The following is a 19,028-nucleotide window of genomic DNA, read 5'->3' as shown; positions in this document are numbered from 1 at the left end:
GTTCGCCGCGAGTGTCCGGCCCTGCCGGGCCGGAGGCGCCCAGGTTCCTCGGGTCCGGCGCCCCTGGCCGCGCGTGTCGCGCTCACGCGCCCACGCCCGCGGGTTCGCGCCGCTCGGCCCCCTGCCGCAGCAGCGGCACCAGCTCGTCACCCCAGCGCACGACGTCGTCCACCGGGTCGAAGCCGCGGATGAGGAAGGTCGTGACGCCGAGGTCGTGGTACTTCAGCAGCGCCTCGGCGACCTGCTCGGCGGTGCCGACCACGGCCGTGGAGTTGCCGCCGGGACCGATCAGGTTGGTCACGCCGTACCAGAGCCGCTCGTCGTGCACCTCCCGCTCGGCGCCCTGCTCCTGGAGCCTGGCGGCTCCGACGGAGGTCGATTCGCTCTTCCCCTTGCTCCAGCCGAGTCCGCCGCCGGAGACGCGCGCGGCGGTCGCGGCCCTGATCCGCTCGGCCCGCTCCCACGCCTCGGCCTCGGTCGCGGCGACGATCGGCCGGGTGGACAGGCTGAAGGTGATCTCCCGGCCGTGCCTGGCCGCCTCCTGCCTGACGCGCCGGATCCGCTCGGCGGTCTCGGCCAGCGGCTCGCCCCACAGCATGTAGACGTCGGCGTGCTCGGCCCCGGTCTGGACGGCCGCCGGGGAGGCCCCGCCGAAGTAGAGCGGAATGTCGGCCCTGACCGAGCTGTAGGCGCCCTCGAACCGGTAGAACTCACCCTCGTGATCGAACGGCTCGGCCGAGGTGAGCGTACGGCGCAGCACGGACATGAACTCGCCGGTACGCCGGTAGCGGCCACCGTGGTCGAGGAAGTCGCCGTCGCGGCGCTGGTCGGCCTCGTCGCCGCCGGTGATGTGGTGGATGGCGACCCTGCCTCCCCCGGTGAGCTGGTCGAGGGTGGCGAGCTTCCTCGCCACCACCGTCGGGGCGACGAAGCCGGGCCGGTGCGCGATCAGCACGCGCAGCCGCTCGGTGGCGTGCAGCACCGACGCGGCGACGGCGAACCCGTCGGGCGAGGACGAGCCGTAGCCGATCAGCACTCGGTCGAACCCGGCGGCCTCGTGGGCGCGGGCGAACGTGGCCAGGTAGGGAACGTCGATGGGCGGGCCGTCGACGAAGGAACCGTGGGTCTCTGAGAAGTCCTTCGTACCGACCATGCCGAGAATCTCGATGGACATGCGTGTACTCCTTAGCGGGCGACGAAGCGGGGAACGGAACCGGAGGCCGGATCGGGGACGGGAGCGGAGGCGAGGTTCGGTGCGGGACCGGGACCGCCCGCGGACCCGCGGAAGGAAACGGAGCCGGGAGCAGGGCTTTCTGGAACAAGGCTTTCGGAAAGAGGGCTTTCGAGGACGGAGCCGCGGCCGGGAACGGTCACGGCCACCGGGACGGGATCGGGGGCGGGCGTCGACGCGGCGGCCCGTGCGGGCCAGGTGCCGGTGTGGTGGCAGGCGACCGCGCGCCCGCCCCTGACGACCGGTTCGGGAACGACCGCGCAGGCCTCGGTGGCGAACGGGCAGCGGTGGGCGAAGACGCAGCCGCCGGTGGCGCCGCCCGCGCCGGCCACGCCTGTGGGTGCCGCCCGCAGCCGCTCCAGGCTGTGGCGGGCGGCACCGGCCACGCGTGGGGCCGAGGCGACGAGCAGCGCGGTGTAGGGGTGGCGGGGGTCGTCGAAGACCTCGCCGATCGGGCCCTCCTCGACGATCCGGCCCCGGTAGAGGACCGCGACCCGGTCGGCGACGCCCGCCAGGGAGCTGAGGTCGTGGGAGATGACGACGACACCGGCGCCGAGCCTGCCGCGCAGGTCGTCCAGGAGGCGCAGGATGTGGTTGCGGTTGGAGGCGTCCAGCGCGCTGACCGGCTCGTCGCAGATCAGCAGCGACGGCTCCGCGACGATCGCGCGGGCGATCGAGACGCGCTGCCGCTGCCCGCCGGAGATCTGGCCGGGCGTCCTGGCCGCGAGGGCGGGGTCCAGGCCGACCAGCTCCAGTGCCGCCCGCACCCTGGCCGCGCGTTCGGCCGGGGGCACGCGCCGCACGGCCAGCCCTTCGCCGACGACGGTTCCCACGCTGTGGTCGGGGTCGAGCGAGCGGAGCGGGTCCTGGAAGACGAACCGCACCTTTCCCGCACGGCGATGCGCCCGCAACGCCCTGCCTCTCAGCGAGGAGATCTCGACCCCCTCCACCTCGACCGAACCTGAGTCGGGGCCGACCAGGCCGACGACGGTCCTGGCCAGGGTCGTCTTGCCCGAGCCGGTCTCCCCCACGATCCCGAGGATCTCCCCGGCCCTGACGGTGAGGTCGACCTCGCTGAGGATCCGCACGGCAGGTCTGCCGAGTGACACGTTCAGGCCTCGCACGGCCAGCAGCGGCGTCCCCGCCGGGGCGGTGCGGGAGGTGGCCGCTGAGCCGTCCGCGGTCGCCCTACCCGTCGCGGAGCTGCTCGCGGGACCGGCCGCGGTCGCGGGAGTCCACCCGGAACCGGTCACCGGGGTGCTCTCGGGGCCGCTCACAGGTCGCTCCCCCGCGCTCCGGCGCCGACGCTCACCGCGTCGCGCCCCACCGGCTCCTGGCGCAGCAGGCAGCGGACCTCGCGCCCACCGGGGTGGGCGGTGAGGGGAACGGGAGCCGCCGAGCATGCCTCCTCGGCGAAGGAGCAGCGGCCGGCGAAGCGGCAGCCCGGCAGCGAGGCGCCCGCGGGCGGCGGCTGGCCGGGGATGACCTCCAGCGTCCGTCTGCCCCAGTCTCCGGCCGAGGCGACCCGCAGCAGAGCCTCGGTGTAGGGGTGCGCCGGACTGTCCAGGACCTCTCTCGCCGGCCCCGACTCGACGATCTCGCCGCCGTAGAAGACGACGATCCGGTCGCAGAGCGCCGCGATGACCGCCAGGTCGTGGGAGACGCAGACGATCGACAGGCCGCGCTCGGCGCGCAGCCGGGCGAGGAGTTCGAGCACCTCGGCCTGGACGGTCACGTCGAGGGCGGTGGTGGCCTCGTCGGCGATCAGCAGTTCGGGATCGCAGGAGACGGCGACGGCGACGAGGACGCGCTGGAGCATGCCGCCGGACAGCTCGTGCGGGTACTGGCCGTGGACCCGGGCCGGATCGTGCAGGCCCATCGCGCCCAGCAGTTCCACGGCGCGCTCGCGGGCGGCGCGCCGCCGCAGGCCGAGTTTGACCCGCAGCACCTCGGCGAGCTGGTCGCCGACCGGCAGGGACGGGTTCAGGTAGGAGGCGGGGTCCTGGAAGACCGCGCCGATCCTGCTCCCGCGGATCCCGAGCCACTGCCTGCGGCTCGCCCCCGTCAGGTCGTGGCCGCCGAACTCGATCTCGCCGGAGCTCACCGAGCAGCCGGGGGCGAGGGCGCCGAGGACCGCACGGCAGGTGAGGGTCTTGCCGCTGCCCGACTCGCCGACCAGGCCGACGGCCTCGCCGGGGGCGACCTCGAAGGAGACCCCGCGCACGGCCTCGGCCCGGCCTCCGGAGACGGTCACGCGCAGGTCGCGCACGCTCAACAGCGCTTCAGCGGGCATGGACTTCCTCGCTCTCGTCGATACGGTGACTGTCGGTGTGCAGGCCGGTCGTGTCGCGTACGGCGTCGGCCAGGGCGTTGAGCGCGCCGACGGTCAGCATGATCACGACGGCGGGCGCGAGCGGGGCGAGCGGCCGCTGGTGGAGGTAACCCAGGTCGCTGGCGAGCATCCCGCCCCAGGTGGGGGCGGGGGGTTCGACACCGATGCCGAGGAAGGCGAGGGAGGAGACCACCAGCAGCGCCGCGGCGGACGCCCCCGCCGCGGTCACCGCGACCGTCGGCAGCACCTTGCCCGCGATGTGGGTGCGTAGGATCCGGGAGCGGGACGCGCCGAGCAGTTCGGCCGCCTCGACGTACTGTGCGCGGGTGAAACCCAGCGCCGCCGTACGGGTGACCCGGTAGAACACCGGCGCGAGCAGCAGTCCGATGGCGGCCATCGCCTGGTGCGGGCCGTTGCCGAGGATCCCGGCGACGGCGATGGCGAAGATGACGAACGGCAGCGTGAGCAGCGCGTCCACCAGCCGCATCGTCGTCCACTCGAAGACCTTGCCGAAGAACACCGAGGCGAGGCCGGGGATCGCCCCCAGGAGCAGCCCGATGGCGACCGCCTCCGCCGCCGCGGCGATCGAGAGACCGGTCCCGGCGAGCAGCCGGCTGAGCACGTCGCGGCCGAGGTAGTCGGTGCCCAGGAGGTGCTCTCCCGACGGCCCGAGCAGGCGCAGCCGGGGGTTCTGCGCGAGCGGGTCGTGCGGAGCGAGCAGGTCGCCGAACACCGCGACGAGGAGCACGACGGTGAGGATCGTCACGGACAGCTTGACGGAGGGCAGCCGCCACGCCCTGCGGAAGGAGCTCATCGCGCACCCCGCAGCCTGGCGACGGCCGCGTTGACGGTGACGTTGGAGACGAGCACCAGCGCGATGGTGGTGAGCAGCGCGCCCTGGATCACCGGCACGTCGTGCTTGAGCGCCGCCTCGCCGGTGAGCTGGCCGAGACCCGGCAGGGCGAAGACCGCCTCGGTGACCACCGCGCCGCCGATCAGGCGTGGGATGTGCATCCCGAGTACGGTGAGCGCCGGGCTCGCGGCGTTGCGCAACGCGTGCCGGAACAGCACCCGCCGCGCCGGGAGCCCGCGGACCACCGCGCCGGTCACGTAGTTCTCCCGCAGGGCGGCCACCAGGCCGGTACGGAGCTGCCTGGCGAGGTCGGCGGCGGCGTCGAGGCTGAGCGCGATCGCCGGGAGGGTTATCAGCCTCAGCCACTGGACGGGATCCTGGGTGAGCGGCACGTACCCGCCCGAGGGGAACACCGGGACGATCACGGCGAAGACCACGATCAGTCCGATGCCGACGACGAACGCGGGCAGGGTGGAGGCGACCGCGCAGACGGCGGTCACGATCCGGTCGAACCTGCCGCCGTTGCTCACCGCCGCGCCGACGCCGGCCGCGCCCCCGGCGAGGATCGCGATGAGCACCGCGAGGCCGGTGATCGACAGGTCGACGGGCAGGCGCTGCGCGATGCTCTCGGCGACCGGGAGCTGGGTGAACCAGGAGCGGCCCAGGTCTCCGGTGAGCGCGTTGCCCAGCCAGGTGACGTACTGCTCCAGGAAGGGGCGGTCGAGCCCGAACTCGTGGCTCATCCTGGCGATGTCCTCGGGGGTCGCGGTCTCTCCCAGCACCGCCGCCGCCGGATTGGCGTCGCCCAGCGCGCCCAGCCCGTAGGTGATGAAGGTGGAGACGAGCGCCACGACCACCAGGGCGGCCGATCCGCGCGCCACCGCGCGCCACCGGGCGGTCCCCGCGCTCCGGCGGACCCGGGAGGGTCTTGCCGAGGGCGCGGTCACGACGGGCCGGCCGACCTCTTCGTCCCCTCCGCCCTTCCTGGCTCCCCCGGTTTCCCCGTCTTCCCCCGCTCCCCGCGCGGACGCGGGGGCGCGTGATCCCAGCGCGGTCACGGGTTCGTCACCCGTACGCCGTCGAAGCGCTGCACCGCGAGGTTGGTGGGAAGCTCGGAGACCCTGGGGCTGCGGGCGAAGATGCGCGGTGTGGAGAACAGCCAGACGTTGGGCAGTTCCCTGACCCCGATGGCGACCGCGTCCTGGACGGTCTTGGCGTAGCCGGGATCGTCCGGCGGCGTGACGCGGACCCTGTCGAACTGCTCCAGCAGCGCCTTGGGGGTGTTGCGGCCGGGGTTCATCAGGCCCTCCGGCCCGTAGACGACGCCGAGCGCCTGCAGCGGTGATTCTCGGCCGACGAAGGCGTCGGGGGCGAGGGCCACGTTGTGCTGGACGTAGACGAGCTGGGTGTGCTGCGCCGGGGCGATGAGTTTGATCGTGGTCCTGATGCCCGCGGCCTTGAGCTGCTCCTGGACCTGCTCGGGCAGGCCCTCGGGGTCGGCGGTGGTCAGCGGGACGTCGATGCCGTCGGGGAACCCCGCCTCGGCGAGCAGCTTCCTGGCCTTGGCGGGGTCGTGCGGGTAGAGGTTCTCCAGCTCGGGGTTGTAGCCGAGGTGGCCCTTGGGGAACGGCTGCGTGTTCACCTCGCCGACGCCGAATCCCGAGGTCTCCAGCAGCGCCTCACGGTCGACCGCGTACTTCAGCGCCTCGGTGACCTTGGGGTTGTCGAACGGCGCGATCTTGTTGTTGACGTCCAGGACCCGGACCATGAGCGACGGGATGAGGTCGACCTTCAGCCCGGCCGCCTTGGCCGCGTCGATCTGGGCGGCGGGCAGTATCGCGACGTCGAACTGGCCGGACTGGAGTCCGGCGACGACGGTGGCGGGCTCGGAGACGGTCTTCAGCTCGAACTTGGCCAGGTGGATGTTCGCGACGTCGTAGTAGGACGGGTTGCGGTCCAGGTTGGCGTGCGAGCCGGGAACGAGCTGGGTGAGGGTGAAGGGTCCCGCGCCCGCGGGCCTGGCGCTGACGGCCTTGGCGTCCGCCTCGAAGGCCCGGGGGTTGACGATCATCCCGGTCTTTCCCGCGAGCAGGTTGGGGATCTGGTGGTCGGGCCGGTCGAGCAGGATCCCGAACTCGGCCGGCGAGACGACCTCGACGTCCTTCACCCCGCGCAGCTGGGAGGCGATGAGCGAGTCCTTCTGGTCCCGGCCGCGCAGGAGGTTCTTGCGTACGGCCTCGGCGTCGAGCGGGGAGCCGTCGGAGAAGGTCAGCCCGGCCCTGAGGGTGAAGGTGACCCTCTTGCCGCCGTCGGTGTACTTCCAGGCGGTGGCCAGGCCGGGGACGGCGTCGCCCCTGTCGTCCAGGCGGGTGACGGCGCTGTAGACGAGGGATAGGGCGTTGACGTCGTTACCGGCGCTGGAGGTGACGGGATCCCACGTTGTGGGAAGACTCCAGCCCCATTTGAGGGTGCCTCCCTCCGCGCCGGAGGCGGTGCCCACCGACTGGGTGCCGCCGCCACAGGCGGTCAACGCGAGAACGACCGAGATGAGCAGGGCCAGTGGTCGCAGAAGCCGACGGACAGGCATTACGGGGGTCCTCTCAGGGGAACGAGCCAGATCCCACATGGCAAGATCTTCATTCCACATAGTAGTAATTCCCTAAAAACCCGTCAAGAGTGTAGGAAATAGCTCTCCGCCCTAAGCTGGAACGGTGGACCCGATGAAGCCGAAGCTTGAAGACGCCGCCCGCAGGGGCACCCAGGCGATCGAACGCGCCATCGCGGTGCTGCGCGCGTTCGAGCGGTCGACGACGCTCTCCCCCACCGAGGTGGCGCAGCGGCTTCACCTGCCGGTCAGCACCGCCCATCGCATCGTCCGCGCCCTGCACGCGGCGGGCATGCTCGGCCAGGATCCGGTGACCGAGCGCTACCACCTCGGGATCACCACCGCCACGCTGGGCCGCCTCGCCCTGGAACGCCTCGGCGCGACCACGATGCTCCCCGAACTCGAGGCCCTGCGCGACCTGACCGGGGAGGCCGTCAACCTGGGGGTACGCATCGGCGACGAGGTGGCCGTGCTGCTCCAGGTCCCCTCACGACAGCCGCTCCGCTACGAGCAGGAGCCCGGCCAGCGCAACCCGATCCACGTGTGCGCGATGGGCAAGGCCCTGCTCGCCTTCGGGGATCCGAGGGTGGGCATGGAGGAGCCCTTCGCCCGCTACACCGACACCACGATCACCACCCGGGCCGGCCTGGAGACCGAACTCGACCGCATACGCGCCCGGGGTGCGGCCGTCAACTTCGAGGAGCGCGTCGCCGGGGTCCGGGCCGTGGCCGTCCCGGTCCGCGACGGCCACGGCAACGTGCTGGCCGCGCTCGCCATCCAGGGCCCGGCGGTACGGCTGGGTGACGACCGGCTCCCGGAGCTGACCGCCCGGCTCACCGCCACCGCCCGACGACTCGGCTCCTTCGGCCACGACCTCCAGGTCCCCGCACCCGCGCACGCCTCCGCGAGCGGCTCGTGAACACCCCGCACGCCTCCTTTCGCGGCTCGTGAAACGCCTCCCGGGTTTCCCCGCGCCCGCCTGCCGCGTCTTTCCGCCGGGTCACGGGTGCGCGGCGGGGCGTCGAGGTGACGGCCCCGGGGCCGTACGGCATGAGCCCACCCGGCACGGCACAACACGACGCGACACGGCCCACGGCGGCGAATGTCGCGAATGCCGAGTTTAATGAAATTTAATGAGAAAAAACCCATAAGAAGTAAAACAACCGAGACTCGCCGACCATCTCCTCACACCGATCACCACACGCGTTAACCGTGGCCGCAATCTGCCACTCCACCTGCATCCGAGGTCTTGCGCCCCTGCCGTGAACAATGATTAGGTCACTTACATGAAGGGCGTGCCAACATATACGGCGATTGAAATTCAAGGCGAATTAGCCGTGACTCGTCCACGACGACCCTCCTCCGGACCCTGATCGCCAGACCGACCTCAACCACCCGCCCAAGGGTGGCGAGGCATTCTCGTACCATCTTCCACCATCACTCATCGACACCCCTCGATATTGGACCGTTCCATACACCGGGAACGGCCGGTGACGGCATGAATGCCGCCTAGCGTCCCCCGACGTCGAGGACCTCTTTCTCGATCGACGCATCACCGAAGACCACGCGTTTATTCGCGAGAACCCTCACGTGATCGCCGGGAGTTCGATTCACCGTCTCCGAGCTCCCATTCAGGCACGAACATTTGGGAGTTCTCGACCTCGGGTCATTTGGAGGCCCCTCCATGACGAGTTCGCTTTCCGATGTCCAGAGTTCCTTTCCCGAGCCGACGGCTCCCGAGCCGGCGACCGGCGAAGGCTCCCGTTCAGCCATGCCGGGCCTCACCGCGGCCTTCGACCCCGAGCGTTTCCACGACGGCGCCATGGACATCGTCGGCCGTCTGACGACGTATCTGGGCGACCGGTCGGTCCGGGGACTCGACCTCCTCGATCCCGCGGTGCTGCTGAAGACCGCGCGCGAGCTGATGACCCGGGAACGGCGGCGCATCGCCGACTTCGACGCCGAGCGGGTGAACCAGATCGTCGACCTGTACACGGGGACCGGCATCCCCGTCTACTCACCCGGCTACATGGGACGGCAGTTCTCCGGCGTGGTGCCGCTGGCCAGCCTCATCGACCTGGTCGGCTCGGTGGTCAACCAGCCCTCCTCCTTCTACGAGGCCGGGCAGCTCCCCAGCGTCGCCGAGCGGCTCATGGCCGAGGAGCTCAACGGGTTCATCGGCTGGGACCGTGACCGGTTCGCCATGGTGACGACCTCGGGGGGCTCCCTCGCCAACCTGACCGCGCTGCTCGCCGCCCGCAACCGCGCCTTCCCGCAGATCTGGACCCGCGGCGTGGGCGCCCTGCCCGGTCCCCCGGCCATCGCGGTCAGCGAGGAGGCCCACTACAGCGTGACCCGGGCGGCAGGAGTCCTCGGCATCGGAGAAGGACAGATCATCCGTCTCCCCGTCGATCAGGCCGGGCGGATCCGCCCGGAGCTGTCCGGCCCGGCGCTGGACGAGGCCTACCGGCGCGGCCTGCGGCCGTTCTGCCTGGTGGCCTCGGCCGGGACCACCTCGGTGGGCGCCTTCGACCCGCTGGAGGAGCTCGCCGCCGTGGCGCGCCGGCACGGGCTCTGGCTCCACGTGGACGGGGCGCACGGGGCGAGCCTGCTGCTGTCGGACCGGCACAGGCACCGGCTGCGCGGCATCGAGCAGGCCGACTCCCTGACCTGGGACGCCCACAAGATGCTGTTCATGCCGTCGCCGTGCACGCTGCTCTTCTACCGTGACGGCGCGGCGGCGCGCGGCGCGTTCCGGCAGCGGGCCAGCTACGTCTTCGACGAGGAGCCCGACGTCTACAGCGCCTACGACAGCGCGGACAAGAACCTCGAGTGCACGAAACGCCCGATGATCATGCCGCTCTGGACGGTCTGGTCGGTCTACGGCCCGGCGCTGTTCGCACAGCGGATCGACCAGCTGTGCGAGGTGACCCGGCAGGCGCACCGGATGCTCGCCGCCGAACCGGACTTCGCCGTGACACACGAGCCGGAGTCCAACATCCTGTGCTTCCGATATCTGCCGGACGACCTGGAACCGGCGATCGCGCATCGGCTGCAACTGGAGATCCGCAACCGGATCCGGGGCGGCGGGCGCTTCTTCATCTCCAAGGTCGACATCGACAAGGTGGCGGCGCTGCGCGTGGTGGTGATGAACCACCTGATCGACGCGGGCCACCTGACCATGCTCATCGACGAGATCAGGGACATCGGGCAACGGGTGCTGCGTACGAGCGCCACGACCCGCGACGACCAGCGGAACAGGAGCCATTCATGACCATGACGGATGTGGACCTCACCACCTCGGCGGAGCTGGCGGCACGACTGATCCCCGAGGAGGAGCTGCGGCCCCGCTCGGTGGACGACGTCATCGGGCTGCCGTCGTTCGCGGGCAAGCTGGAGGAGTGCGGGCGGCTCACCGGAGCCCCGTACTGCGAGTCCCCGCTCGACCTGCAGAACGCGCTGGTGTTCCGCCGGCTTCAGCAGCTCGTCGGCATCGCCCTGCTCAACCCGCTGTGGCGCGAGCGGCTGCACTACTTCGGGATCCGCGACGCCCCCGCCGACATGTCCGAGTGGGAGCGGATCCCCCTCTCGGACAAGACCGTGCAGCGTGACATGTTCATGGGCGCGCGGGCCGGGATGGTCGTGCCGCTCGACCGCGGCGGGTTCGAGGTGGTGGCCAGCGGCGGCACCGGTGACGGCATGCCCCTGGAGATCGTGTACTCCCTGCGGGAGCTGCGCGACACCTACCGCATCTCCGGGGCGTTCATGGGCGCCTACCAGCTCGGCCGCTATCTGCGCGGTCCCGCGCCGCGCTGGCTGTTCACCACGCTGGCCGACTACCAGATGTGGAGCAGCGGGACCATGGTCGGCGGCGTCCTGTCCCACGTCCCCGAGGTCAACTACATCGGTGCGGGCCCGGTGAGCGCGCCGGTGCTGGAGCACATGTTCTCCTACCCTGGTCACAAGGCGCTGATGGGCATCACCGCGGGCATCGCGCTCCTGCCCGAGCTGGGCGCGGGTCTGTCCCCGCAGGCCAGGGCGAGCTTCCGGGTCGCGATGTACGGCAGCGGCTCCCTGCCCCAGCGCAAGCGCGACGAGTTGCAGGCGTTCTTCCCCAACGTGTCGATCCTCAGCTACTTCGCCGCGACCCAGGCCGAGTGCGTCGGGCTTCAGCTCGACCACGCCTCGCCGGCGCTCTCCGCCGTGCCGGGACTACACCTGGTGGAGATCGTGGACGAGCACGGCCGGGCCGTCGCCGAGGGCGAGGAGGGCGAGCTGGTCGTCACCCGGCTGCACTCCGACGAGACGCCGCTGCTGCGGCTCAAGCTCGGCGACCGGATGATCCGCCGCCCCGCCCTGAACGGGCCGGGGCTGCGCACCGAGCGGTTCGAGTTCGCCGGGCGCACCGCCGACGTGCTGCACCTCAACGACAGCCAGTACTCGGCGACGCTCGCGTACGCGGCCCTGCGCGCGCGGCTGCGCTCGACGACCGGTGTCGACCTGGACCTGGTCGCGCACGAGGTCCAGTTCCACAACCACCGCGAGGACCGGACCCTCACCCTGCTGGTCGCGGTGGACGACGCCGAGGGGACGGCCGCCGCCGTCGAGCACGCCCTCGGCCCGAGCGGGACGCGGCAGCTGTTCACCCAGGCTCTGCCGAGCTCCCTGTCGCTCTTCAACGACCGGGAGGCGACCGCGGCGGCGATCGAGCAGACCGGATACGGGTTCCGGCTGGTGTTCGTGCCCCGCTCCTCACCACAGATCGAGCGGACCACCGTCGGCAAGACGCCGCTGGTCAGGGACCGGGGCTGAGTGGTGGCCCGCAGACCCGAATCACATCCGACAAGGGAGGATCGATGCAAGACAGGATCAGCATCGTCGTGATGGTCGACGCCGTCGGGGCGTTGTCCGACCGGACGCTGCACAACGGCAATATCTCGCTCGTCGACGACAGCGCGGCGGGAAGCAGGCACAAGGGGACCCCCGACCTCGTCACGGTGGTCGCCCCGGGGCAGATCGTCCAGTGGACGCCCATCCACGTGGACGTGCAGACGCCGGTCGAGATCCAGGCCATCGAGTTCCTGTCCGGTGCCCCGGCCGCGCCCGCGGCCGGCCAGGCCGCGTCACCGCACCCGGTGGGCCACTCCGCCGTTCCGGCACCCGGTGTCGTGTCCGGGGCGGCGGTCGACGCCATGGGCTCCAACGGATACGAGAACCACGACCTGCTGGTGTGGGAGGGCGTCGTGCCCTACGACATGACGCCCGGTGTCCCGTACCGCTACCGGCTCTCCGTCAGGCTCCACGAAGGACCCAACAGCGTGTTGTCCATCGACTCGCCCGCGCTGCTGCGCGTGTGAGCCACGTTTCGCGAAAGGCGGTCTCATGGCCCAGCAACACGGGATCATCGTGCTCTTCGACGTCGAGAACGCGCTCAAGACGCGGTCGCTCAACGGCAACACGTACTGGTTCGACAACATGAAGCTGTTCGGCTCGACCGGGGTGGGCACCGAGCAGTTGGTGACGATCGTGCCCGGCACCCATTTCCTCGACGGGTCGCAGGCGACCGAGCAGGTGCTCAACTGGTTGCCCGCGGCGCTGGGTTCGATCCCGCCGACGGTGCCGCGCAACTACCTCGCCGAGCAGGAACGCGCCGACGACCAGCGCACGCTGAACGAGCTCGCCTCGCTCAACGCCGAGGGTGGCGTGAGCGAGGGCGATCTCAAGCGGCTGCAGCGGCGGGTCGGCAAGCACGCGGAAAAGCGCGGTGGCGGGCGCGGTCTCACCGACGCCAAGCTGCTGGACGTCACCGGCAAGACCACCAGCGGCTCCGGCGCCTACAACTACCCGGCCCCGGTGATCACCGACATCACCGGCCAGGCCGTGAGCGAGAAGATCATGTATCCGGCCCAGTACGGGTCCCCCGACATGATCTACGACGGCTGGTACTGGGCCGCGACCGTGGACACGAGCCGGCCCGGGGTCTATCCGTACACGATGCACATCCAGCTGCACGAGCTGGTCGAGCGGGGCGGCGAGATGGTCTGGGAGTCCGTGGACCTGACCTGCGAGTCCAGCCTCAAGATCATCAACGATCCGAAGCGTAACGGGTTCACCGGTGCCGGACTGGGCGTGCTCCCCCTGCCACCCGTCCCCGCCGCCGGCTGACCCGTCCGAATCGGAACACCTTCGAGCGGAGGAACGCATGCCCCCGAGGAACAAGCAGCAGGAAAGCCGGACCGCCAAGCCCACCCGGCCCGTGACGATCACCGCGGTGGTCGACCCCGTGGCCGCGCTGGCGTCGGAGAACCTCGACGACAACCTCTACTTCTACGACACCAACAAGACCGCGGGATCCACCGGTTTCGGCACCCCCGCGCTGCACAGCCGGGTGCGCAAAGGCGACACCCTGCTGTGGAACGTGATCCCGCTGGAGTGCGAGACCTACGTCTCCCTCGCCGGCATCGAGATCGACCCGCGGGTCGCCGAACCCACGCAGAAGGTGTATCCCGGCACCGACATCGTGTTCTGGACCGCCGAGGTGAAGCAGGACCTCACCGAACCGGTCCCGTACCGGCTCTCGTTCCTGCTCGGCACCGTCAGCACGCCGTTCACCGCCACCGCCCGACCGGCCCTGGCCGGTCCTGTCACCGAGGAAAAGGAGGGCCGATGAGCCAGGCGTACGCGGCCACCGACTTCACCGATCGTGGCCAGCTCAACTCCGTCCAGCTGAACGTGGTGACCCTCGTCGACATGGAGAGGGCCGCCGCGACGAAGTCCCTGGACGGTTGCCTCTACATGATGGACAACAGCGTCGGCGGGGTCGGGCAGGGCACCGACCACCTGGAGACCATCTGCAAGCAGGGGCAGGTGGTCAACTGGATCATCCGCCCCATCGACATGCACCGCCGCGCGGACGGCACCTGGCCGCCGATGCCGAAGATCAACAACTTGGTCTTCCTCGACATCGAGAAGGGTGACGAGGACGACGTCGCCGAACGCCGGATCATGACCGAGCTCAAGGTCTACGGCGCCCCCGACCGGATGCGCGACCAGTACACCGCCGTCTACTACTACTGGGCCGGGGCGGTGATGAGCGAGGCCCGGCCGGGCCTCTACCGCTACCGGTTCGTCCTGGAGCTGGAGAAGGAGCACGGCACCGACAAGCTGTACCTGAACTCGCCTCGCTACCCCGCCCTGCGGGTCCTGCCCGTCTGACCGTCCCGAGGGGTCGTGAGCGCGACGTGACCCCGTGAGAGCACCGGAGAGCGCAGGCGGGAGGTCATGGTCGCCGGGCGGCGGCCATGACCGGCGGGTGCGGGACACGCGAGATCCTCGCGGCCTTTCCTACTGGGAAGGCCGTCCTCTGGGAGATACGCTCGATCGGAGATCGGCCCGCGTCCCGTGTCCCGTTCGGCCCGCGTGATCGAGGCTGTGATCAAGACGATGCCCGGCCGTGCGACGAACGGAGCCGCCATGACGACCACCATTACCGTGATCGGCGGTCCCACAGCCCTGCTGGAGCTCGGCGGGCTGCGCATTCTCACCGATCCGACCTTCGATCCGCCGGGTGACCACCCCGTCGGGCCGCTCACGCTCACCAAGACCGTCGGCCCGGCTCTCTCCCCCGCCGACGTCGGCCGGGTGGACCTGGTGCTGCTCAGTCACGACCAGCATCCCGACAACCTGGACAGGCTGGGCCGTCAGGTGATGTCCGCGGCGCCGCTGACCTTGAGCACACCCGAGGCCGCCGAGCGCACCGGGGTCACCCCGCTGCGCCCCTGGCAGCACCACGATGTCGGCCGCCTCCGCGTCACCGCCGTTCCCGCCCTGCACGGCCCGCCGGGATGCGAGCCCTTCGTCGGTCAGGTCACCGGCTTCGTGCTCACCGGCGACGGGCTGCCCACCGTCTACGTCAGCGGGGACAACGCCTCGCTGGAGTGCGTGGAGCTCATCGCCGGACGGTTTCCCGCCGTCGACGTCGCCCTGCTGTTCGGCGGCGCCGTCCGCACGCCCATGATCGACGACCGGCTCACCCTGAACGCCACCGAGATGGTGACCGCCGCGCGCCTGCTGGAGGCCCGGCAGGTCGTGCCGCTCCACGTCGAGGGCTGGACCCACTTCACCGAGAACCGGGCGGACGTGCTCGCCGCCTTCTCCGAGGCCGGTCTCGGCCACCTGCTCGTCTCCCCCGCCCCCGGACGACCGGTCCCGCTGGGCCTGCCCGAGGGACGATCATCCCGGGTGCGGTAGGCGATCCCGCGGTGCGATGAGACGAACCGGTCGGCAGTGCCCGGCGCCTCACCCGACGGCGACGCCACGACGAACCGACCCGCGGACCCCGACAGCTCACCCAACGGCAGGCCACGACGAGCCGTCCGCGGAGCCGGACAGCTCACCCAACGGCGACGCCACGGCGAGCCGACCGGCGGAACCCGGCGGCGATGCCGGATGACCGGCAGAAATAAACCTCCGCCTCGCCCGGTTGCCGCCTACATGGCTGATGACGACATCCGCGGGACGGCCCGCGGCTCTTCCGAGGTGCCCCTGTCGATCCTGGAACTGGCGACCGTCGGTTCCGGCGTGACACCCACCGAGACCCTGCGAGCGAGCACCGAGCTGGCCAGGCGTGCGGAGGAGTGGGGCTATCACCGGATCTGGGTGGCCGAGCACCACGGCATGCCGTCTGTGGCCAGTTCCTCGCCCGCCGTGTTGATCGCCCATCTCGCCGCCGCGACCAGGAGCATCCGGCTGGGGTCCGGCGGTGTCATGCTGCCCAACCACGCCCCGCTCGTCGTCGCCGAGCAGTTCGGCACTCTGCACGCGCTACACCCGGGCCGCATCGACCTCGGGCTCGGCCGGGCCCCAGGCACCGACCCCGCCACGGCGAGGGCCCTGCGCGGGCGGCACGGCCTGGACGCCGACGACTTCCCCGAGCAGCTGGCCGAGCTGACGGCCTTCCTGGACGGCGCGTTCCCGCACGGCCACCCTCTGGAGCGGGTCGTCGCGGTGCCCCGCTCCCCCGAGTCGGGCCGCCCGCCGATCTGGCTGCTCGGTTCCAGCGGCTTCAGCGCGCGGCTCGCCGGGAGGCTCGGCCTGCCGTTCGCGTTCGCGCACCACTTCAGCGGCGAGAACACCATCCCCGCCCTGGACCTGTACCGGTCGTCCTTCGAACCCTCCGCCGTCCTCGACTGGCCGTACGCGATGATCGGCGTCTCCGCGGTCGCCGCCGACACCCCGGAGCAGGCGCTGCGCCTGGCCCGCTCCGGCGGGCTGTCCATGCTGCGGCTACGGCGCGGCGCCCCGCAGCCGATCCCCACGCCCGAGGAGGCGGAGAACCACCCGTACAGCCCGATGGAGCGCGACTTCCTCGACGACTATCTGTCCAAGCTGGTGCTGGGGGACGCCGCCGGAGTACGGCAGGGGCTGGAGGATCTTCGCAAGCGCACCGAGGCCGACGAGTTGATGATCACCACGATGATCCACGACTCCGCCGCCCGGATCCGCTCCTACGAGCTCATCGCGCAGGCGTACGACCTCACCGGCGGCTCCTGACCGGGCGTCCACTGGCTCCGTCGCGGCCCGATGGAGCGAGCAGACCTCGGGTCAGCGGGTGCCGGGGCCGCTCCAGAACGCGGGTGACGGTGCCCTCCTCCACGACCCTCCCCCCTGCTAGGACCATGACATGGTCCGCCATCCGCGCGACGACACCCATGTCGTGGCTGATCAGCATGAGGGTGAGCCCGGACTCGCGGCGCAGTTCGCCGAGCAGGTCGAGCACCTCTGCCTGGGTGATCGTGTCCAGCCCCGAGGTGATCTCGTCGCAGACGAGGACACTCGGGGAGGCGAGCAGCGCGCGGGCGAGCGCCGCGCGCTGGAGCTCGCCACCCGACAGCGCGGAGGGTCCGCGGACCGCCGAGGTGGCGCCGAGCCCGACGCGTTCGAGCATCTCCAGCGCCGCGCCACGCGCCGCGTCGGGTCTCAGACCGCGCAACCGCACGGCGGTGCGGCTCACCTGGTCGGCCACCGTCCGGTTCGGATCGAAGGAGGCGTGCGCGTCCTGGAACACATACTGCACGCGCGCCACCTCCTGCCGCGATCGCCGCGCCAGTGACCCCGCCAACGGCCTCCCGTCGAGCAGCACCGCTCCCCGCGCGGGCTCGTGCAGCCCCGCGACACAACGCGCGAGGGTCGTCTTCCCGCTTCCCGAACGTCCGACCAACGCCAGGCACCGTCCGGCCGCCATCCGTAGCGACACATCGTGGAGCACGGTCACCGAGCGGTGCCTCGCCGTCAGGCCCACGACGTCGAGCCTGGCCGGCCCCGGCACGACCTCCCGTGGCGACGCGGCCTTCCGGGAATGCGAGCCCACCTCGCCGGAGAACGGGAACTCTCCGCCATCGGTGAGAGCGCCGGTCCCGCCGGTGGACGAACCCGTCTCGCGAGCGAATACCTCCTCTGCCAGGCCATTGGACGAACCGATCTCATCGGGGGACGGGGGCGCCGCGCCGGACGGTGGGATCACCGGCAGCCGGGCAGCCAGCAGACGCCGGGTGTGGTCGTGCCGGGGCCGACAGAGCACCTCCCCCGCCGGACCGCTTTCCACCACCCTGCCCGCGCGCAGCACGACGACGTGGTGGGCGAGAGCGCGCACGACGTCCAGGTCGTGGCTGAGCAGGACCAGGGCGATACCCCGCCGTACGAGGTCGGCCAGTTCGTCCACGATTTCTCTCCTGGTGATGGCGTCCTGACCGGTGGTGGGCTCGTCCGCCACGATCACCGACGGCGCCGTCAGCAGCGTCTGGGCGAGCACCAGGCGTTGCTGCTGCCCTCCGGAGAGCTCGTGCGGGTAGCGGCACGCCGTCTCGCCGTCGGCGGGCAGGTCGACGCGGCGGAGCGCGGACGAGATCCGGTCCGTCACGGATCCGTCCGGCGCGTGCCTTCCGGCGATCTCGCGCAGCACCGCCCCGACGCGGCGGACCGGGTTGAGGGCGGACGCGGGGTGCTGCGGCAGGTAACCCACCGTTCCGGCCACCTCAACCGTCCCCGACAGGACCACCCCGGGCGCGTGCTCACCGAGCAACGCCCGCCCGATGGTGGTCTTGCCGCTGCCCGAGGCCCCGACCAGGGCGAGCACCCGGCCGGGCGCGAGTTCGAAGGAGACGCCGTCGACCAGCGTGCCACCCCCGGCCTCGGCGCGCAGTCCCGTAACGCGAATCACGTGGCCTCCCCCCTGCTACGCCGTGTCCCGTCGAAGAGCAGGTTCAGCCCGACGGACAGCGCCACGATCAACAGCGCGGGGACGAGCACGCCCCACGGCTGGAGGAACATGCCGGTCCGGTTACGGTCGACCATCACCGCCCAGTCGTCGGCGTCGGGAGAGACGCCGACACCCAGGAAACTCGCCGTCGCGACAAGATAGATCGCACCGACGACTCGGACGCCCAGGTCGGCCAGGAGGGTACGGAGCATCGACCGGCCCACGTAGCCGAACGCCCTGCGCCACCAGCTCTCCCCCTGAAGCCGCATCGCCTCCATCGCGGGCCTGGCGGCGATCTCCAGGGCCGCCGCGCGGGAGATCCTGGCGACCTCCGGCAGGCCGATCAGCGCGACCACGGCGACAAGGGTGAGGGGCCCCGGCGGGGCGACAGCGGCGAGCAGGATGAGCATCAGCAGCGAGGGGATGGCCAGCAGCAGGTCCAGGGGCCGCATCAGCAACTCGTCCAGCCACCGTCGCCGGGTCATCGCGGTCAGCAGTCCCAGCGGCGTGCCCATCAGGAAGGTCAGGGCGGTGGCCGCCAGGGCGACCATCACGACCGTACGGCCACCGAGAAGCACCTGCCGCCACACGTCCCGGCCGACGAAGTCGGTGCCCAGGAAGGAGCCGGAGCCGAACGAGGCACCGCGGGGAACCGGCTCGCCCGCGAACCACGGACCGGCGAGGGCGATCAACAGCGGTACGCACAGCAGCACCCCGCCCAGTCCCCACCTCATCACCGGCCCCACCCCC

17 protein-coding genes are annotated in these 19,028 nt (G+C 71.3%); 9 read left to right on the top strand and 8 right to left on the bottom strand.

Going from position 1 to position 19,028, the window contains the following annotated elements; genetic code table 11:
* Nucleotides 1-82 precede the first annotated feature (82 nt).
* The 6 genes from ACFY3V_RS35265 to ACFY3V_RS35240 all read right to left on the bottom strand — a co-directional run bounded on the left by ACFY3V_RS35265 (nt 83) and on the right by ACFY3V_RS35240 (nt 7,003).
* Nucleotides 83-1,174 carry an LLM class flavin-dependent oxidoreductase gene (locus ACFY3V_RS35265; RefSeq protein WP_350948817.1) on the bottom strand — a complete coding sequence of 364 codons (1,092 nt, stop codon included), beginning with the start codon at nt 1,172-1,174 and terminating at the stop codon, nt 83-85.
* An 11-nt stretch (nt 1,175-1,185) separates the two neighbouring features.
* Nucleotides 1,186-2,508 (bottom strand): oligopeptide/dipeptide ABC transporter ATP-binding protein, encoded by a 1,323-nt coding sequence (locus ACFY3V_RS35260; protein WP_389779504.1) that lies wholly within the window; start codon nt 2,506-2,508, stop codon nt 1,186-1,188.
* Nucleotides 2,505-3,524, bottom strand: coding sequence for an ABC transporter ATP-binding protein (locus ACFY3V_RS35255; protein WP_389779502.1), 1,020 nt, complete (start codon nt 3,522-3,524; stop codon nt 2,505-2,507). Before ACFY3V_RS35255 ends, ACFY3V_RS35260 begins: the two co-directional genes overlap by 4 nt.
* The gene (locus ACFY3V_RS35250) at nt 3,514-4,377 is read right to left on the bottom strand and encodes an ABC transporter permease (protein ID WP_350948820.1); all 864 of its coding nucleotides are present in this window, start codon (nt 4,375-4,377) and stop codon (nt 3,514-3,516) included. The genes ACFY3V_RS35255 and ACFY3V_RS35250 overlap by 11 nt, the downstream gene beginning before the upstream one ends.
* Nucleotides 4,374-5,297 (bottom strand): ABC transporter permease, encoded by a 924-nt coding sequence (locus ACFY3V_RS35245; RefSeq protein ID WP_389779499.1) that lies wholly within the window; start codon nt 5,295-5,297, stop codon nt 4,374-4,376. Before ACFY3V_RS35245 ends, ACFY3V_RS35250 begins: the two co-directional genes overlap by 4 nt.
* Nucleotides 5,298-5,470: 173 nt before the next feature.
* Entirely contained in the window at nt 5,471-7,003 is a 1,533-nt protein-coding gene (locus ACFY3V_RS35240) for an ABC transporter substrate-binding protein (protein ID WP_389779497.1), read from the bottom strand.
* Nucleotides 7,004-7,136: 133 nt separating this feature from the next.
* On the opposite strand from ACFY3V_RS35240, the gene ACFY3V_RS35235 reads away from it, so the two are divergent.
* The 9 genes from ACFY3V_RS35235 (at nt 7,137) to ACFY3V_RS35195 (ending at nt 16,573) form a co-directional block, all read left to right on the top strand.
* On the top strand, nt 7,137-7,940 hold the full coding sequence (locus ACFY3V_RS35235; RefSeq protein WP_362767626.1) for an IclR family transcriptional regulator: 804 nt from the start codon (nt 7,137-7,139) through the stop codon (nt 7,938-7,940).
* Between the two features lie 852 nt (nt 7,941-8,792).
* Nucleotides 8,793-10,295 carry a pyridoxal phosphate-dependent decarboxylase family protein gene (locus tag ACFY3V_RS35230; RefSeq protein ID WP_389779495.1) on the top strand — a complete coding sequence of 501 codons (1,503 nt, stop codon included), beginning with the start codon at nt 8,793-8,795 and terminating at the stop codon, nt 10,293-10,295.
* Nucleotides 10,292-11,833, top strand: a complete 1,542-nt coding sequence (locus ACFY3V_RS35225; RefSeq protein ID WP_389779493.1) for a hypothetical protein — start codon at nt 10,292-10,294, stop codon at nt 11,831-11,833. Before ACFY3V_RS35230 ends, ACFY3V_RS35225 begins: the two co-directional genes overlap by 4 nt.
* 44 nt (nt 11,834-11,877) lie before the next feature.
* A complete protein-coding gene (locus tag ACFY3V_RS35220; protein ID WP_350948826.1) occupies nt 11,878-12,378 on the top strand; it encodes a hypothetical protein in 501 nt (166 codons plus the stop codon).
* Between the two features lie 25 nt (nt 12,379-12,403).
* Nucleotides 12,404-13,186, top strand: a complete 783-nt coding sequence (locus ACFY3V_RS35215; RefSeq protein WP_350948827.1) for a hypothetical protein — start codon at nt 12,404-12,406, stop codon at nt 13,184-13,186.
* Between the two features lie 37 nt (nt 13,187-13,223).
* The gene (locus tag ACFY3V_RS35210) at nt 13,224-13,691 is read left to right on the top strand and encodes a hypothetical protein (protein ID WP_362902966.1); all 468 of its coding nucleotides are present in this window, start codon (nt 13,224-13,226) and stop codon (nt 13,689-13,691) included.
* Nucleotides 13,688-14,236 (top strand): hypothetical protein, encoded by a 549-nt coding sequence (locus tag ACFY3V_RS35205; RefSeq protein ID WP_362902968.1) that lies wholly within the window; start codon nt 13,688-13,690, stop codon nt 14,234-14,236. The genes ACFY3V_RS35210 and ACFY3V_RS35205 overlap by 4 nt, the downstream gene beginning before the upstream one ends.
* 258 nt (nt 14,237-14,494) lie before the next feature.
* On the top strand, nt 14,495-15,271 hold the full coding sequence (locus ACFY3V_RS35200) for an MBL fold metallo-hydrolase (protein ID WP_362902970.1): 777 nt from the start codon (nt 14,495-14,497) through the stop codon (nt 15,269-15,271).
* A gap of 243 nt (nt 15,272-15,514) precedes the next feature.
* Nucleotides 15,515-16,573, top strand: coding sequence for an LLM class flavin-dependent oxidoreductase (locus ACFY3V_RS35195; protein WP_389779489.1), 1,059 nt, complete (start codon nt 15,515-15,517; stop codon nt 16,571-16,573).
* On the opposite strand, the gene ACFY3V_RS35190 is transcribed toward ACFY3V_RS35195, so the two are convergent.
* Nucleotides 16,557-18,239 (bottom strand): ATP-binding cassette domain-containing protein, encoded by a 1,683-nt coding sequence (locus ACFY3V_RS35190; protein ID WP_362902974.1) that lies wholly within the window; start codon nt 18,237-18,239, stop codon nt 16,557-16,559. The genes ACFY3V_RS35195 and ACFY3V_RS35190 overlap by 17 nt on opposite strands.
* On the bottom strand, nt 18,236-19,012 hold the full coding sequence (locus ACFY3V_RS35185) for an ABC transporter permease (protein WP_389779486.1): 777 nt from the start codon (nt 19,010-19,012) through the stop codon (nt 18,236-18,238). The genes ACFY3V_RS35190 and ACFY3V_RS35185 overlap by 4 nt, the downstream gene beginning before the upstream one ends.
* Nucleotides 19,013-19,028: the final 16 nt, after the last annotated feature.

The sequence above is a fragment of the Streptosporangium sp. NPDC000095 genome, from assembly GCF_042899335.1.
GTDB lineage: Bacteria > Actinomycetota > Actinomycetes > Streptosporangiales > Streptosporangiaceae > Streptosporangium.
The sequence above is the reverse complement of the archived record's forward strand: the minus strand, read 5'-3'. Positions and strand labels throughout refer to the sequence as shown.

What these genes read in the sequence shown, in the direction of transcription:
- ACFY3V_RS35220 (WP_350948826.1), top strand. Translation starts at nt 11,878, where the DNA reads ATGCAAGACAGGATCAGCATCGTCGTGATGGTCGACGCCGTCGGGGCG.
- ACFY3V_RS35250 (WP_350948820.1), bottom strand. Translation starts at nt 4,377, where the DNA reads ATGAGCTCCTTCCGCAGGGCGTGGCGGCTGCCCTCCGTCAAGCTGTCC.
- ACFY3V_RS35215 (WP_350948827.1), top strand. Translation starts at nt 12,404, where the DNA reads ATGGCCCAGCAACACGGGATCATCGTGCTCTTCGACGTCGAGAACGCG.
- ACFY3V_RS35255 (WP_389779502.1), bottom strand. Translation starts at nt 3,524, where the DNA reads ATGCCCGCTGAAGCGCTGTTGAGCGTGCGCGACCTGCGCGTGACCGTC.
- ACFY3V_RS35230 (WP_389779495.1), top strand. Translation starts at nt 8,793, where the DNA reads ATGCCGGGCCTCACCGCGGCCTTCGACCCCGAGCGTTTCCACGACGGC.
- ACFY3V_RS35210 (WP_362902966.1), top strand. Translation starts at nt 13,224, where the DNA reads ATGCCCCCGAGGAACAAGCAGCAGGAAAGCCGGACCGCCAAGCCCACC.
- ACFY3V_RS35240 (WP_389779497.1), bottom strand. Translation starts at nt 7,003, where the DNA reads ATGCCTGTCCGTCGGCTTCTGCGACCACTGGCCCTGCTCATCTCGGTC.
- ACFY3V_RS35200 (WP_362902970.1), top strand. Translation starts at nt 14,495, where the DNA reads ATGACGACCACCATTACCGTGATCGGCGGTCCCACAGCCCTGCTGGAG.
- ACFY3V_RS35205 (WP_362902968.1), top strand. Translation starts at nt 13,688, where the DNA reads ATGAGCCAGGCGTACGCGGCCACCGACTTCACCGATCGTGGCCAGCTC.
- ACFY3V_RS35265 (WP_350948817.1), bottom strand. Translation starts at nt 1,174, where the DNA reads ATGTCCATCGAGATTCTCGGCATGGTCGGTACGAAGGACTTCTCAGAG.
- ACFY3V_RS35185 (WP_389779486.1), bottom strand. Translation starts at nt 19,012, where the DNA reads ATGAGGTGGGGACTGGGCGGGGTGCTGCTGTGCGTACCGCTGTTGATC.
- ACFY3V_RS35195 (WP_389779489.1), top strand. Translation starts at nt 15,515, where the DNA reads ATGGCTGATGACGACATCCGCGGGACGGCCCGCGGCTCTTCCGAGGTG.
- ACFY3V_RS35235 (WP_362767626.1), top strand. Translation starts at nt 7,137, where the DNA reads ATGAAGCCGAAGCTTGAAGACGCCGCCCGCAGGGGCACCCAGGCGATC.
- ACFY3V_RS35225 (WP_389779493.1), top strand. Translation starts at nt 10,292, where the DNA reads ATGACCATGACGGATGTGGACCTCACCACCTCGGCGGAGCTGGCGGCA.